The sequence below is a fragment of the Plantibacter sp. genome (genome assembly GCF_059073635.1).
This window is the reverse complement of record NZ_JCACOF010000001.1, coordinates 480,682-493,830: the sequence shown is the minus strand read 5'-3', so window position 1 is coordinate 493,830 and position 13,149 is coordinate 480,682. Positions and strand designations below refer to the sequence as shown.

Below are 13,149 nucleotides of genomic sequence, written 5' to 3'. Positions count from 1 at the left end.
CCCCAGACTCCCGAAGCGTCCGACCGCCTGGCCCCGCAGCCGCCCACCACCGTCCGATCGGCCGTCCGATGAGCCGCGGGGTCGCCGTCGTCACCGGCGGAACCGCAGGGCTCGGTCGTGCGACGGTCCGTGAACTCGCGAAGCGCGGCTGGGACGTCGCGGTGCTGGCGCGTGGCGAGGACGGACTCGAGGCGACCATCGCGGAAGTCGAGCAGGCCGGCCGTCGTGCTCTCGCGGTGCCGACCGATGTCGCCGACCGGGAGGCCGTCGAACAGGCGGCGGACCGGGTCGAGGCGGAACTCGGCCCGATCGAACTGTGGGTGAACTGCGCCATGGTCGGCGTGTTCGGGGACTTCCTCACGACCGAGCCGGCGGACTTCGAGCGCGCGGTCGCCGTCAACTTCTTCGGCTTCGTCAACGGCACCCGCGCCGCCCTCTCGCGAATGACGCCGCGCGACCGCGGGCACGTGATCCAGGTCGGTTCCGCCCTCGCCCACCGCGGCATCCCGTTGCAGGCGGCGTACTGCGGCTCCAAGTTCGGGGCCCGTGGGTTCACCGAGTCGGTGACGGCCGAACTGCTCCACGCGGGCAGCGCCGTGAAGCTCTCGACGGTCGACATGCCCGCCCTCAACACGATCCAGTTCAGCTGGGTGAAATCGCAGCTGCCCGACCACCCGCAGCCGGTGCCGCCCATCTACCAGCCCGAGGTCGGTGCCACCGCGATCGCCGACGTCGCCGACCGCCCACGTCGACGCACCTGGGTGGGGGAGTCGACCGTCGGCACGATCCTCGGTGACCGCTTCGCCGGGTCGTTCCTCGACTGGTTCCTCGCCCGGACGGGTTACTCCGGTCAGCTCGCTCCCGACAAGCACGACCCGCGGATGCCCGACAACGTGTACGAGCCGGCCCCCGGTGACCACGGGGCTCGCGGCGTCTTCAGCGACAAGGCGCACTCGTGGAGTCCGCAGACGTGGGCGATCCGCCACCGTCGCGGGGTGTACGCGGCGGCCGCCGGCACCCTCGCAGCGGGTGTCGCCCTCGTGGCCGGCGCGGCGAAGCGGCGCTGAGCGCGATGGCGCGGCGCGAGCAGTTCGACGCGGTGGTCGTCGGCGCGGGCCCCAACGGGCTCGCCGCCGCGGTGACCCTCGCCCGGGCCGGCCTGCACGTGCAGGTGGTCGAGCGCGGCGACACGATCGGCGGGGGTGCGCAGGACCGCCGAGCTCACGCTGCCCGGCTTCCATCACGACATCTGCTCCGCCGTGCACCCGATGGCGCTCGCCTCCGGGTTCTTCCGTTCCTTCCAGCTCGAACGCCGCATCGAGCTCGTCGTCCCGGAGATCTCCTACGCCCACCCGCTCGACGGCGGCCGTGCCGGCATCGCCTACCGCGACCTCGACCGCACCGCGGACGCCCTCGGTCGCGACGGTGCCGCCTGGCGCTCGCTCATGGGACCGCTCGCAGCCGACGCCGACCGCGTCTCCCAGTTCACCGGCGGCAAGCTGCTGCAGGTGCCACGTCACCCGGTCACCGTCGCCCGCTTCGGCCTGCGCGCGCTCGAGCAGGGCAGCCCCGCGTGGAACCTCCGCTTCCGTGAGGAGACCGCCCCGGCGATGCTCAGCGGCGTCGCCGCCCACTCCATCCGCCCGATGCCGAGCCTCGCGACCTCGGCCGCCGCCCTGTCGCTCGGCGCGTATGCGCACGCCCGCGGTTGGCCCATCCCCGTCGGTGGCAGCCAGGCGATCGTCGACGCGCTCGCCGCCGACCTCCTGGCCCACGGCGGTGAGATCGTGACGGGCACCGAGGTGCGGTCGATCGACGAGCTCCCGTCGGCACGAGCCGTCCTGTTCGACACGACACCGAAGGCGCTCGCCGAGATCGCCGGGAGCCGGCTTCCGGACGCGTACCTGCGTCGGCTCTCCCACTTCCGCTACGGGGACGGCGTCGCCAAGGTCGACTTCGCCCTGTCGGGCCCGGTGCCGTGGACGAACCCGGAGTTGGCGAAGGCGGGCACCCTGCACCTCGGTGGCACCCGTCCGGAGATCGCCGCTGCCGAGCGCGACGTCGCCCGCGGCCGCCACAGCGAATCGCCCTACGTCCTCGTCTCCCAGCCGGACGTCGGCGACCCGGGGCGCGCTCCGGGCGACGCCCAGGTCCTCTGGGCCTACACCCATGTGCCGAGCGGATCGGGCCTCGACCAGACCGAGGCGATCACCCGGCAGATCGAGCGGTTCGCGCCCGGGTTCCGTGACGTGGTGCTCACCTCCTCGTCGATGACCGCCCGCGACATGGCCCGGTACAACCCCAACTACGTGCTCGGGGACATCGCCGCCGGTGCCGCGAGCTTCGCGCAGCTCGTGGCGCGGCCCGTCCTCGCGAACGACCCGTGGCGGACGCCGACCCCCGGCATCTTCCTCTGCTCCTCGTCCACCCCGCCCGGGCCCGGTGTCCACGGCCTCGCTGGATGGCATGCCGCACGCAGCGCGCTGCGCTCCGTCTTCGGCCGGACGCGTATGCCTTCGCTCGCCCCGGAGTGAGCCCGGCGCCTCCGGTCATGCGCCGCTGACCATCCCCGTCAACCACCGCCCAGCGAAAGGACGACCACCGTGTCCCACACCTCCCGGATCCTCGACTGCCCGCCCGACCGCGTCTTCGCGGTCTTCGCCGACGGCTGGCTCTTCCCCGGTTGGGTGGTCGGCGCCTCCCGCATGCGCGAGGTGGGCGACCGCTGGCCGCACGTCGGGGGCAAGCTGCACCACTCCTTCGGGATCTGGCCGATGGTGCTCGACGACGAGACGACCGTGTTGCAGTGGGACCCGCCGCACCGGTTCGTGATCCAGCCGAAGGGCTGGCCGATCGGTGAGGCGCGCGTCGCCGTCGAGGTCGAGCCGCACGAGCGTGGTTGCGTCGTCCACCTGCACGAGCAGGCCGTCACCGGTCCGGGCGCGCTGATCCCGGTCTGGCTCCTCGACATCGGCCTGCACATCCGCAACGTCGAGACGCTCCGCCGACTGGCCCACCTCGCGGAGGGTGGCGCGGGCGGGACCCACCTGGTCGAGGCGGCCGAACCGACGCCGGACGACCGCACGCCGGCGGAGTTCCCGAAGCGTTCCGTCTTCGCGAAGGCGGTCTCGGTGCTCGTCGTCGCCGCCCCACTGGTGCTGCTCGCGCGGGTGTTCCGCGGCCGGTAGCGCATCCGGCGCCTCGGAATCAAGGGTCGGAGGCCCTCTTCGCGTCCTCGCCTAGCGTGTCAGGATGAGCACCTCTGAGCATGCGACCAAGGAATCCCCGACCGGACTGAAGCGGGACATCTCCGGCAAGATGCTCTACCTCTTCATCCTCGGCGACGTGCTGGGGGCCGGCATCTACGCGCTCATCGGCCAGATCGCCGGGGAGGTCGGTGGCGTCACCTGGGTGCCGATGATCGTGGCGCTGCTCCTCGCCCTGCTCACGGCGGCGTCGTACGCCGAGCTCGTCACGAAGTACCCCAAGGCCGGCGGTTCGGCCGTCTTCGCGGAGCGCGCCTACCGCAAGCCGGTGATCTCCTTCCTGGTCGGCTACTGCATGCTCGCGGCGGGTGTCGTCAGCGCCTCCGGGCTCGCGCTCGCCTTCGCCGGCGATTACCTGGGCACCTTCATCGACGTGCCCCCGGTGCTCGGTGCCGTCGTCTTCCTCCTCGTCATCGCACTGATCAACGCGCGCGGCATCAAGGAGTCGGTGCGGACGAACCTCGTCATGACGATGATCGAGACCACCGGCCTCGTGCTCGTCGTGGTGGCCGTCGGGATCATGCTGGGCGGCGGCAACGGCGACCTCGGGCGGGCGACGCAGTTCGCGGAGGGCGGCAGCCCCGTCATCGCCGTGTTCGGTGCCGCGCTCCTCGCCTACTACTCCTTCGTCGGTTTCGAGACGAGCGCGAACGTCATCGAGGAGGTGCGGGAGCCGTCCCGCGTGTACCCGAAGGCGCTCTTCGGCGCCCTCGCCACCGCCGGGGTCCTCTACGTGCTCGTCGGGACCGCGGCGTCGGTCGCCGTGCCCGCCGACGAGCTGGGGGAGTCGACCGGTCCGTTGCTGACCGTCATCCAGGCGACCGGCGTCCCGATCCCCGCATGGCTCTTCAGCGCGATCGCGCTCATCGCCGTCGCGAACGGTGCCCTGCTCACCATGATCATGTCGAGTCGCCTCGCCTACGGCATGGGCTCGCAGGGGCTCCTGCCGAGTGCGTTCACGAAGGTGCTGCCCAAGCGGGGCACGCCGTGGGTCGCGATCGTCGTCACCACCGGTGTCGCCATGGTCCTCACCGCGACCGGGAGCATCGCGACGCTCGCCGAGACCGTCGTGCTGCTCCTCCTCATCGTCTTCCTCAGCACGAACATCGCCGTGCTCGTCCTCCGTCGTGAGCGTGTCGAGCACACGCACTTCCGAGCGTGGACCGTGCTCCCCGTCCTCGCGGTGCTGTCGTGCCTCGTCCTCCTCACCCAGCAGAGCGGTGAGGTGTGGCTGCGTGGCGGGATCATCGTCGCCGTCGGTGTGGTCCTCTACATCCTCACCCGGGTCGTGCGCGGTCGGAAGGCGTCGGACGCCACCCGATGAGCGCCGGGGCTTGGGCGGCTCGGGAGGACGGCGGTACCATCCCTCCATGCAGCGATCTGGACGGGGCGTGTCGGTGACGGGGTGGGCGCATGGCCGCCGTGCGTGACACAGCCGATTCGCTGCCCGGGGACGGGCGAGACGAGACGCTGAACGAGCGTTCCGACCGCAACTGGTCGGAGCTGCTGCAGGAGTTCCGCGTGTTGCAGACGGGCACGCAGATCCTCGCGGGCTTCCTGCTGACGCTGCCGTTCCAGCCGCGGTTCACCGAGCTCAGTGGATTCGACCATGTGCTGTACCTCGTCCTCGTGGTCCTGGCCGTGACGGTCACGCTCCTCGCGCTCGCCCCGGTGATCATGCACCGGTTGGTGTTCCGGCAGCTGGCGAAGCCACAGCTGGTGCGGCTGTCCAGCAGCATCCTCATGGTGTGTCTCGGGGCGGCGTCGCTGCTGTTCGCGGGGATCGTCCTGTTCGTCTTCGACTTCGTCGTGTCGCCCGCGGTCGGCTTGTGGGCGGGTGGGGTCGTGGTCGTCGTCATCGGGCTGGTGTGGATCGTCGGCCCGCGCCTGATCCGGGGTGCGCGCGACCGCGTGTCCTGAGGTGATCGACGCGCCCGCGGTGAGCCCCGAGAATGGGACGATGCCCGACACCTGCACCTTCTGCCGCATCCTGCGTGACGAGCCCGACGACGTCACCTGGGTGGAACGCGAGGACGAGGCGGTCGCCTTCCGGCCGTTGCCCGAGTCGGAGCTCGCGCCCGGCCACACCCTCGTGGTGCCGCGGGCGCACAGCGTCGGCCTGCTCGACGCCGATCCGCGAGCCCTGCAGGCGACGACCGCCCTCGCTCAGCGGGTGGGACGCGCGATGCGGGCGGCGCTCGGCGCGACCGGCGTCGTCGTGCTGAGTGCGTCCGGTGCCGATGCCGGGCAGAGCGTCCCCCACCTCCATCTCCACGTCGTGCCGTGCTGGGACGACGACGGGGTCACGTTCTGGCCCGAGGGTCGCTCGAAGCACCGGGTCGACGGCGACCCGCACGAGCTCCTCGCGGAGATGTTCGAGTAGCCGGAGATCGCTGCTCCTTGAGTTGACCTCAAGACCGATTGAGGTTCTACGGTTGAAGCATGACCATTCCCACCACGCCGTCCGCTGATCCCGATGCCCTCGCCCGCGCCGCGACCGTCGACGGGTTCAAGACGGCGTTCCGTGACCACCCGGCGGGCGTCGCGCTGATCAGTGCCTCGACCGATCGGGGAGACGTCGGGCTGACGGCGTCATCGGTCGCGTCGGTGGCCGTCGACCCGCCGATGCTGTCCTTCTCGGTCACGCGGGCGACGGGGTCCGCGGGCGGACTGCTCAGCGCGGGAACGGTCGTCGTCCACCTCCTGGCCGACCACCACCTGGAGGTCGCCAAGGCGTTCGCCAAGACGGGGGAGCCGCGCTTCACCCCGGAACAGCACTGGGAGCGACTCGCGACCGGCGAGCCCTATCTGCCGAGTGCCCGTGCGGCGCTGCGCTGCCGGATCGTGCAGACGGTCCCGGCCGGCAGCTCGATGCTCGTCATCGCCGAGGTGCTGGAGGTCATCCCGCCCGGCACGGACGCGCCGGCGCTCGTCTACCAGAACCGCAACTTCCACCGCCTGGAGTCCGACCCGCTCGGCTGATCAGGCGAGGAGCGCGATCGGGCCGATGTCGGCGATCGCCTCGATGACCCGCTCGGGGTGCTCGGCGATCCGGTTCAGGACGTAGAGCCACCACTCGGGTCCGTAGACGAGGTACTCGCGCGTCGCGAACCCGCGGCGGCGAAGGTCGTCGAGCAGCTCGGTGCCGAGTCCCTGGAGCATCTCGAACTCCACGTGCGGCTGACGGAGGTCGTCGCCGAGCGCGCCCTCGAGTGCGGCGACGAGGTTCGCGTCGTGGGTGGCGACGTTGACCCGGTGGCCCGACCCGACGAGTCGCGTGACCATGCTGATGTAGGCCGCGGTCATCGGTGCGGAGTCGCGGGGGTCGGCGACCTCGGTCGATTCGAGGAAGGCTCCCTTCACGACGCGGATCGGCCCGGGCCGATCCAGCACGCGGTCGAGGTCCGCGGGGGTGCGGTGCAGTCGCGCCTGCAGGGTGACGCCGGTCTCCGGGAAGGCGTCGGCGATCTGCTCGAAGATCGAAAGCACCAGGTCCGTGCGGTCGGAACCCTCGGCGGAGATCATGAGCGAAGTCCCGGCGTCCCGTGCCGCCTGCGCGAGCGCCAGGCCGTTGCGCAGGCCGAGCTCGGGGCGAGACGACGGAACCGATGTGGGAGAGGTCGAGCGAGATGGTCGCGGTCTGGTCGGATTCGCTGATCCGGCGGGCGAGGTCGATGAACTCCGCGGTCTGCTCGTCGGCGACACGTGCGTCGCGGACGGACTCGCCGACGAGCTCGATGCTCCAGCGATGCCCACGATCGGCGTTCGCTTCGAGGAGCCGCAAGGCCGAGGCCGCGTCTTCGCCGGCGATGTATCGCAGGGCGGCCCGCTTGGCGACGGCGGCGGCTTCAGGGTGAGCGAGGACTCGTGCTTTGAGGTCCTCGTCGAGGGCCCAGGCTCGCAGGGTGTCGGCGGCGCGCGACAGCGTCTCGTCGTTCATCAGCATGCTTCGACCCTATCCAGTCGTGGGTGGCGGTCCGGACGGCACCGGGGTCTGGGCTGCACCGGGGTCTGGGCTGCACCGAGGTCTGGGCTGCGTCGCCCGTGCGCGCTACGCTCGCTCACGTGGCGAGCTTCGAGGAGAAACCGATCCTGGACCTCACGCTCGATGAGTGGGAGGCCTACCTCGCTGGCGCGCCGAGCGACGCGGGCGTGCGGTTGAAGCTGCGGAAGAAGACGTCGAAGGCGTCGGGGATCACCTGGTCGGAGGCACTGGACGTCGCCCTCTGCTACGGATGGATCGACGGTCAGAGCAAACGGTTCGACGACGACTACACGCTGCAGGCGTTCACCCCGCGGCGGAAGAGCAGCCCGTGGTCGCAGATCAACCGGGAGCACGTCGCCCGCCTCATCGAGGAGGGGCGGATGCGTCCCGGTGGGCTCGCGGAGATCGAACGCGCCAAGGCCGACGGGCGGTGGGACGTGGCGTACCGGCAGAAGGACGCCGTCGCACCGGATGATCTCCAGGCGGCGCTCGAAGCGAACCCCGAGGCGGCGGCGTACTTCGCGACCCTCGGCCGCACCGACCGCTTCCGTGTCTTCTTCCGCCTGAGCAACATCAAGACGCCCGCGATGCAGGGCCGCGCGCATCGCGGACGTGGTCGAGAAGGCCGCCCGGGGCGAGCAGCACTACCGCTGATGATGGGGGACCGGCGCGGATGAGGGTGTCACCGGGAGACCGTGTGGCCGGTCGTCCACGAGGAGCGTCGGCGGCTCGTCGCGGACCTGTCGGTGCTGGGCGACGATCAGTGGGGGACGCCGTCGCTCTGCGCCGGATGGGATGTGCATGACGTCGTCGCCCATCTCGTCGATTCGGCGAAGACGACGCGGCTGGGATTCGCCCGACGACTCATCGCCGCGCGGTTCGATTTCGACCTCGACAATGAACGCGGGGTCGAGCGGGAGCGGCGGAACGATCCGCAGGAGACGCTCCGCGCCCTGGCGGACGCCACCGAGCTGACGCGCACCCCGCCGGCGAACCTCGCGACCAGGCTCGTCGAGGCCATCGTGCACGGTGAGGACGTCCGTCGGCCGCTCGGCATCCGCGCGGACTACCCGACAGCGGCGGTCCTGGCGGCGTTGGAGTACCAGCTCCGGACCGGCGTCTCGATGGGCGGCGGCAAGGAACGAGCCCGGGGGCTTCGGCTCGTCGCCGAGGACGCCGGGACGAGCTGGGGCGAAGGCGACGAGGTCCGGGGATCGGCGCTCGACCTCTTGCTCGCGGTGTCAGGGCGACCGACCGGGCTGGCGTTGCCCGGGAGGTGAGGAAGAAGCTGGAAGTCTCCCGCGTGCACCTTCCCCGTCGACCGACGTGCCTGGGCTCGGCTGCCCTTCGACAGGCTCAGGGACCGGCATCCGAGAATCCTCCGGTCCGAGTTGCGAGTGCCCCGAGGCACCATCGTTCCGGCGCACCTCCCGGTCACTGAGCTTGTCGAAGTGCCCACGAGGACGCCTCATCGTTCCGGGCGCACCTCTCCCGGTCACTGAGCTTGTCGAAGTGCCCACGAGGATGCCTCATCGTTCCGGGCGCACCTCTCCCGCTCACTGAGCCTGTCGAAGTGCCCACGAGGACCCACCCCCTTCGACAGGCTCAGGGACCGGAAACTGGTCAGAAGCGGCGCGGGATCGCGGTTCGGTCCGATGCTGTTTCCCGTCGGGTGTCGTCCACTCAAGCACCCCGCCGGGCCCGTGGTCGAGGTTCCACCCGGGGAGGTGCTTCATCCGGTGGTGATGTCGGCAGAGACAGGCGAGATTGCCGACATCTGTCGTCCCGCCGTCCTCCCAGGCGACCGAGTGGTCGAGGTCGCAGGCCCGTGGCTCGCCTGCCGCAGCCCGGTGCCCGACAGGTGCCGTCCCGCAGCCGGACCGCCCGCTGGAGGTCAGCCGGAACCCGGTACTGATTGCGGCCGACCGACAGGACCGTACCCGTTTCCGGTTGGACGAGGATCCGGGTGAAGCTGGGTGCGTTCACCGCGATGCGCGCCGCGGTCTCCGGGTCGATCGGACCATACCCGTCGAGGATCGCCGGGTGCGTCGCTGACGCCGGCCATGCTCAGCGCCGGGACCGTGATCTGCACGGTCGGCTTGATGTGCTCCTGGACCTCGATCGGGTGCGGGAGCACCGGGCTCGACATCACGTCTTCCGGGGTCACGCCGGTGAGCGCGAGCGCCGCGAGGGCGTCCGCCTGCAGCTGGGCGCACGTGCGGGTGTCGCCCGCAGCGCGCGACTCCGCCGCGGCTGCTCTCGACGCGTTCGATGATGCCCTGCGCGATCGGCGCCGTGGTGAACAGGTGCACCCAGGCCATGCCGTCGGCCGCGGGCTCGAACTCCACGCGGCGGTCCGCTTCCGAGCGGACCGCTCGGGCGGTGATGGATTCGGGGTGGAGGCGCTCGCGCAGGACACGAGCGCGCTTGCGGAGGTTCGCGTCGGTGGTACTCTTCCGCAACCGGCGAGGACCTCGGCGAGGAACACCGCCCGCCCCGCGGTCGGCACGTCACTGAGCTGGTCGATGATCGTCTGCGCGTGCCGCGCTGAGATGCGGCCCGCTTCAAGGGACGCAAGCACCGCCGGCGCGTCGTTCACCAGGCGTTCGGCGTCGTTCGTCGCGCGCTGGACCGTCTGCTCGGGCGTTCGGGTTGCCATCGCGAGGGCCGCGCAGGTGGAGCGGCGAGAGAGCGCCTGGCGTTCGGCCGGCGGGAACATCGGCCGGAACCGACCGACGTCGGCGAGCGCGTCCGCATATGCGGCAGAGCGAGCCAGCAAGCGCGCCTTCGCGCGCATCCAGGAGCCGCCCGCAGCCGGTGGATCTCCGCGCACTCGTCCGAGAACTCCGCGAGCTGCGCGGCGTACTCATCGCTCGACGCGGGTCGCGGTGAGGGTGGTCTCGGTCATGGAACAAGTCCACCATGGACCACTGACATTCCAGATGCTGAGTCGGGGGACTGTGGAAGTTACTCGTGTGCCCTTCGACAAGCTCAGGGACCGGGAGAAGATCACCGGAGCAGGAGGTCCCTCGTGGGCCCTTCGACAGGGTCAGGGACCGGTGGAGGGTGCCGGACGGGGGGTTCCTCGTGTGCCCTTCGGCAGGCTCAGGGACCGGGAGAAGATCACGGGAGCAGGAGGTCCCTCGTGGGCCCTTCGACAGGCTCAGGGACCGGAAGGGGGCCGCCGGATTGGCGAGGTTTCCTCGTGTGCCCTTCGACAGGGTCAGGGACCGGTGGAAGGGCGCCGGATTCGTGGGGTTCCCCGTGGGCCCTTCGACAGGCTCAGGGAACGAGGGAAGGGTCCCCGAATCGGCGGTTCCGTGGACCCTTCTGCAGGCTCAGGGACCGGACGAGGGCACTCGACGAGCGACCGGGCGCGGTCAGACGGCCCGGGCGAGCAGGTCCGCGACGCGCTTCGCGACGGCGTCGTTCCACGCGGTGACACCGAACGCGGTCGGCCACAGGTCGCCGTCGTCGAGCTTCGCGGAGTCGTTGAACCCGATGGTCGCGTAGCGCGCCTTGAACTTCGCCGCCGCCTGGAAGAACACGACCGCCTTGCCGTCGGCACCGACGTAGGCGGGCATGCCGTACCAGGTCTTGGCCGCCAGCCCGAAGTCGCCGCCCATGATCAGCTCGTGCAGCGGCTCGGCGATCGACGCGGTCCGGCGTCCTCCATCTCGGCGATCGCGTCGACGACGGCCTGCAGCGCCTCCTCGCGACTCGCGGCCGCCTTCAGCTCCTTGGCGCGCTCCTTCATCGCCGCGCGTTCCTCGGCGCTGAACCCACTCTTCGTGCTCGACTGCTTCTCGGCCATCTCGGCGTCCTTCCGCTCGGGGCTGTGATCCGTCTCCACGGTAGCCCCCAGCCCACTGAGTCGCCCGGAAGCGCTCGAAATCAGCCCGAAAACCGACCGATTCGGGCGACTCAGCCCTCCAGCGCGCCCGGCCCGAGCACCGACTCGACGATGACCCGGATCGCGTACTCGCTCGTCTCGGCGAGGTCGACGCGGAGATCCTCATCCTGTCACCCGACCCCGCAGGGGCCACTTCACCCGCCCGGCCAGCAGCCGACCTACTACAACCAGATCCGCGGCCAGCACGGTGACCGCTACGCCGACCTCACCCAGGAGCCCGCGTTCGCGTTCGGCGACGGGCTGTCCTACTCGGGCGTCGAGTACGGTGCCGTCACCCTCGACCAGGACCGGTACGACGTCGGCGACACCGTGCGCGCCGTCGTCGAGGTCCGCAACACGGGGAACCGTCCGGTCCTCGAGACCGTCCAGGTCTACGTGAGCGACCTCGTCACCTCGGTCAGCTGGGCGGACCAGGAACTGAAGACGTTCCGTCAGGTCGCCGTCGAGCCGGGGGAGACGGCGCGGGTCGAGATCTCCCTGCCCGTCGCCGACTGCACGATCGTCGATGCTCGCGGGCGACGGGTGGTCGAGGAGGGCGAGTTCGAACTGCGCGTCGGCGGCTCATCGCGGGCCTCCGCGCTCCGAGCGGTCCGGTTCACCGTCGGCGCCTGAGGCGTCCGGGCCCTTCCGCTCGCGGAGAGTCGTCGCGGGAGCCGCACGAGTCCCATCCAGTCTCGTACAGCTCCCGCGGGCAGCGGGTCACGATGGCTCGTTCGACGGTGAACGATCCGAGACCCGCCCGGGCGGCGGGTCAGGCCAGTTCGCTCGCCTCTGGGCGAACCGTGACCTCGCCGCCGTTCGCACCGTGCATGAGGTCTTCAAGCAGGGGACGGTCCATCTCGAACGTCTCGTCCGAGTCGAAGCTGAACTGCAGTGGGATCGAGGGGTGGAGCCACAGGGTGACGCGTCCACGCTCGGTCGAGGTGTCGCGCAACGTCACCGAGAACGACTCGTTGCGGCGGAGCTTCATGAGGGTGATGGTCTTGACGTGAGCCAACATCCGGTCCTCGAGGTGGAATCGGTTCTCGCCCGTTCCGTAGACGATCGCGCCCATGTGTCTGCCCTTCTCCGGACCCCCGGGGATCGACACGGCGAGATGCGCCGGTGTCGAGCGGCCAGCCTGGAGGCCCACTTCAACGTCCGCCGGACAAGTCTAGAAAATCTGAAAACGTCGCTCGAAACTGTTGCCTTCAGTACCCCGACTGCGCTATGCATCGGGTTCGACGATGACGAGTGCGACGCCGTCCGACTCGTCGAGTCAGGAGAGTGGACTGGTGTCGAGCCCCTCCATGAGCGGGGTCGACGGGGTGTCCTGGGACTCGCCGTCGGGCGTGCCCATGGCGATCCCGATGCCGGGGCCGATGAGCAGGTTGATCGGCTCGAGCTGGCCCTCACCGCGGTCCACCTGCAGCCAACGGAAGGTGCCCGAGGAGATGCTGTCGAGGACCTCCGCCCGGAACTCGTCCGGGTCGGAGACCGCGATCGAGTACGGCAGTCCCTGGTAGACGATCTCCATGCGGGTCATGCGACTTGTCCTGTTCGGGTCGGTGCCGGTTCCGCGATGACCGAGAGGCCGTGCGCGGAGTTCGCGGTGACATTGAGTGCGTCGATCCACGCCCGGTTGAGGTCGATCGGGATGCTGCCGGAGTACTTGAAGCGGAGCGGGACCGAGGGGTGGATCCAGATGACGCTGCGGCCGTCGCCGGCTCGGGGGTCGTCTTTCCACCCGAAGTAGAAGGCTTCGTTGCGGCGGAGTTTCGCACCGATCACGAACTGCAGGTGTGCCAGCAGTCGATCCTCGAAGGTGATCGAAACCTCAGAACCGTAGATCAGTTTTCCCATGTCGGGCCGTGCTCTCCTCGTCGTGCTTCACGCTGTGTCGCTTCACCATAGGACGCTCGGCCGGGAAATCACAGTCAGCTCGCATTCCGTGGGCGCGCGTGCGATCATCCGGCGACGATGTCAAGGGCACCCCTTCCGTCGGC

General features: G+C 70.3%; 16 protein-coding genes and 2 pseudogenes. 10 read left to right on the top strand and 8 right to left on the bottom strand.

Annotation, left to right across the window (positions count from 1 at the left end):
* Positions 1 to 68 precede the first annotated feature (68 nt).
* From AC5JOC_RS02475 to AC5JOC_RS02445, 7 genes and pseudogenes are all read left to right on the top strand, one after another.
* A complete protein-coding gene (locus AC5JOC_RS02475) occupies positions 69 to 1,067 on the top strand; it encodes an SDR family oxidoreductase (protein WP_494245121.1) in 999 nt (332 codons plus the stop codon).
* Positions 1,068 to 1,072: 5 nt separating this feature from the next.
* A pseudogene (locus AC5JOC_RS02470) lies at positions 1,073 to 2,534 on the top strand (phytoene desaturase family protein).
* Between the two features lie 69 nt (positions 2,535 to 2,603).
* Positions 2,604 to 3,188 (top strand): SRPBCC family protein, encoded by a 585-nt coding sequence (locus AC5JOC_RS02465; RefSeq protein WP_494245120.1) that lies wholly within the window; start codon positions 2,604 to 2,606, stop codon positions 3,186 to 3,188.
* Between the two features lie 64 nt (positions 3,189 to 3,252).
* Positions 3,253 to 4,590: an APC family permease gene (locus AC5JOC_RS02460; RefSeq protein WP_494245118.1), complete on the top strand. Its 1,338-nt coding sequence runs from the start codon at positions 3,253 to 3,255 to the stop codon at positions 4,588 to 4,590.
* Positions 4,591 to 4,688: 98 nt separating this feature from the next.
* Positions 4,689 to 5,186, top strand: coding sequence for a DUF6328 family protein (locus AC5JOC_RS02455; protein WP_494245116.1), 498 nt, complete (start codon positions 4,689 to 4,691; stop codon positions 5,184 to 5,186).
* 40 nt (positions 5,187 to 5,226) lie between these two features.
* Positions 5,227 to 5,649, top strand: coding sequence for an HIT family protein (locus tag AC5JOC_RS02450; protein ID WP_494245114.1), 423 nt, complete (start codon positions 5,227 to 5,229; stop codon positions 5,647 to 5,649).
* A 59-nt stretch (positions 5,650 to 5,708) separates the two neighbouring features.
* Positions 5,709 to 6,248: a flavin reductase family protein gene (locus tag AC5JOC_RS02445; RefSeq protein ID WP_082916284.1), complete on the top strand. Its 540-nt coding sequence runs from the start codon at positions 5,709 to 5,711 to the stop codon at positions 6,246 to 6,248.
* Here AC5JOC_RS02445 and AC5JOC_RS02440 read toward each other — a convergent pair whose 3' ends face one another.
* Positions 6,249 to 6,971 carry a proline dehydrogenase family protein gene (locus tag AC5JOC_RS02440; RefSeq protein WP_494245112.1) on the bottom strand — a complete coding sequence of 241 codons (723 nt, stop codon included), beginning with the start codon at positions 6,969 to 6,971 and terminating at the stop codon, positions 6,249 to 6,251. It abuts the gene before it with no gap.
* 360 nt (positions 6,972 to 7,331) lie between these two features.
* Here AC5JOC_RS02440 and AC5JOC_RS02435 point away from each other — a divergent pair, with 360 nt between their 5' ends.
* Both AC5JOC_RS02435 and AC5JOC_RS02430 read left to right on the top strand, forming a co-directional pair.
* The gene (locus tag AC5JOC_RS02435) at positions 7,332 to 7,928 is read left to right on the top strand and encodes a YdeI/OmpD-associated family protein (protein WP_494245110.1); all 597 of its coding nucleotides are present in this window, start codon (positions 7,332 to 7,334) and stop codon (positions 7,926 to 7,928) included.
* A gap of 18 nt (positions 7,929 to 7,946) precedes the next feature.
* A complete protein-coding gene (locus AC5JOC_RS02430) occupies positions 7,947 to 8,531 on the top strand; it encodes a maleylpyruvate isomerase family mycothiol-dependent enzyme (protein ID WP_494245108.1) in 585 nt (194 codons plus the stop codon).
* A gap of 276 nt (positions 8,532 to 8,807) precedes the next feature.
* Here AC5JOC_RS02430 and AC5JOC_RS02425 read toward each other — a convergent pair whose 3' ends face one another.
* The 4 genes from AC5JOC_RS02425 to AC5JOC_RS02410 all read right to left on the bottom strand — a co-directional run bounded on the left by AC5JOC_RS02425 (position 8,808) and on the right by AC5JOC_RS02410 (position 11,065).
* Complete coding sequence (locus AC5JOC_RS02425; protein WP_494245174.1) at positions 8,808 to 9,149, bottom strand: HNH endonuclease signature motif containing protein; 342 nt, start codon at positions 9,147 to 9,149, stop codon at positions 8,808 to 8,810.
* Positions 9,146 to 10,030 (bottom strand): DUF222 domain-containing protein, encoded by an 885-nt coding sequence (locus AC5JOC_RS02420; protein WP_494245106.1) that lies wholly within the window; start codon positions 10,028 to 10,030, stop codon positions 9,146 to 9,148. Before AC5JOC_RS02420 ends, AC5JOC_RS02425 begins: the two co-directional genes overlap by 4 nt.
* 601 nt (positions 10,031 to 10,631) lie before the next feature.
* On the bottom strand, positions 10,632 to 10,877 hold the full coding sequence (locus tag AC5JOC_RS02415) for a hypothetical protein (protein WP_494245104.1): 246 nt from the start codon (positions 10,875 to 10,877) through the stop codon (positions 10,632 to 10,634).
* 2 nt (positions 10,878 to 10,879) lie between these two features.
* Positions 10,880 to 11,065 carry a hypothetical protein gene (locus tag AC5JOC_RS02410; protein WP_494245103.1) on the bottom strand — a complete coding sequence of 62 codons (186 nt, stop codon included), beginning with the start codon at positions 11,063 to 11,065 and terminating at the stop codon, positions 10,880 to 10,882.
* A 243-nt stretch (positions 11,066 to 11,308) separates the two neighbouring features.
* On the opposite strand from AC5JOC_RS02410, the pseudogene AC5JOC_RS02405 reads away from it, so the two are divergent.
* Positions 11,309 to 11,776, top strand: a pseudogene (locus AC5JOC_RS02405) (fibronectin type III-like domain-contianing protein); the annotation flags it as partial.
* A 139-nt stretch (positions 11,777 to 11,915) separates the two neighbouring features.
* Here the strand turns inward: AC5JOC_RS02405 and AC5JOC_RS02400 are convergent.
* From AC5JOC_RS02400 to AC5JOC_RS02390, 3 genes are all read right to left on the bottom strand, one after another.
* Positions 11,916 to 12,254, bottom strand: coding sequence for a DUF7882 family protein (locus tag AC5JOC_RS02400; RefSeq protein WP_494245102.1), 339 nt, complete (start codon positions 12,252 to 12,254; stop codon positions 11,916 to 11,918).
* 168 nt (positions 12,255 to 12,422) lie between these two features.
* Positions 12,423 to 12,689 carry a hypothetical protein gene (locus AC5JOC_RS02395; RefSeq protein ID WP_494245100.1) on the bottom strand — a complete coding sequence of 89 codons (267 nt, stop codon included), beginning with the start codon at positions 12,687 to 12,689 and terminating at the stop codon, positions 12,423 to 12,425.
* The gene (locus tag AC5JOC_RS02390) at positions 12,686 to 13,006 is read right to left on the bottom strand and encodes a DUF7882 family protein (protein ID WP_079704861.1); all 321 of its coding nucleotides are present in this window, start codon (positions 13,004 to 13,006) and stop codon (positions 12,686 to 12,688) included. The genes AC5JOC_RS02395 and AC5JOC_RS02390 overlap by 4 nt, the downstream gene beginning before the upstream one ends.
* Positions 13,007 to 13,149: the final 143 nt, after the last annotated feature.

Coding starts and splice junctions, on each gene's coding strand:
- AC5JOC_RS02415 (WP_494245104.1), bottom strand. CDS start 10,877: ATGGGCGGCGACTTCGGGCTGGCGGCCAAGACCTGGTACGGCATGCCC.
- AC5JOC_RS02410 (WP_494245103.1), bottom strand. CDS start 11,065: ATGGCCGAGAAGCAGTCGAGCACGAAGAGTGGGTTCAGCGCCGAGGAA.
- AC5JOC_RS02475 (WP_494245121.1), top strand. CDS start 69: ATGAGCCGCGGGGTCGCCGTCGTCACCGGCGGAACCGCAGGGCTCGGT.
- AC5JOC_RS02390 (WP_079704861.1), bottom strand. CDS start 13,006: ATGGGAAAACTGATCTACGGTTCTGAGGTTTCGATCACCTTCGAGGAT.
- AC5JOC_RS02445 (WP_082916284.1), top strand. CDS start 5,709: ATGACCATTCCCACCACGCCGTCCGCTGATCCCGATGCCCTCGCCCGC.
- AC5JOC_RS02450 (WP_494245114.1), top strand. CDS start 5,227: ATGCCCGACACCTGCACCTTCTGCCGCATCCTGCGTGACGAGCCCGAC.
- AC5JOC_RS02395 (WP_494245100.1), bottom strand. CDS start 12,689: ATGACCCGCATGGAGATCGTCTACCAGGGACTGCCGTACTCGATCGCG.
- AC5JOC_RS02460 (WP_494245118.1), top strand. CDS start 3,253: ATGAGCACCTCTGAGCATGCGACCAAGGAATCCCCGACCGGACTGAAG.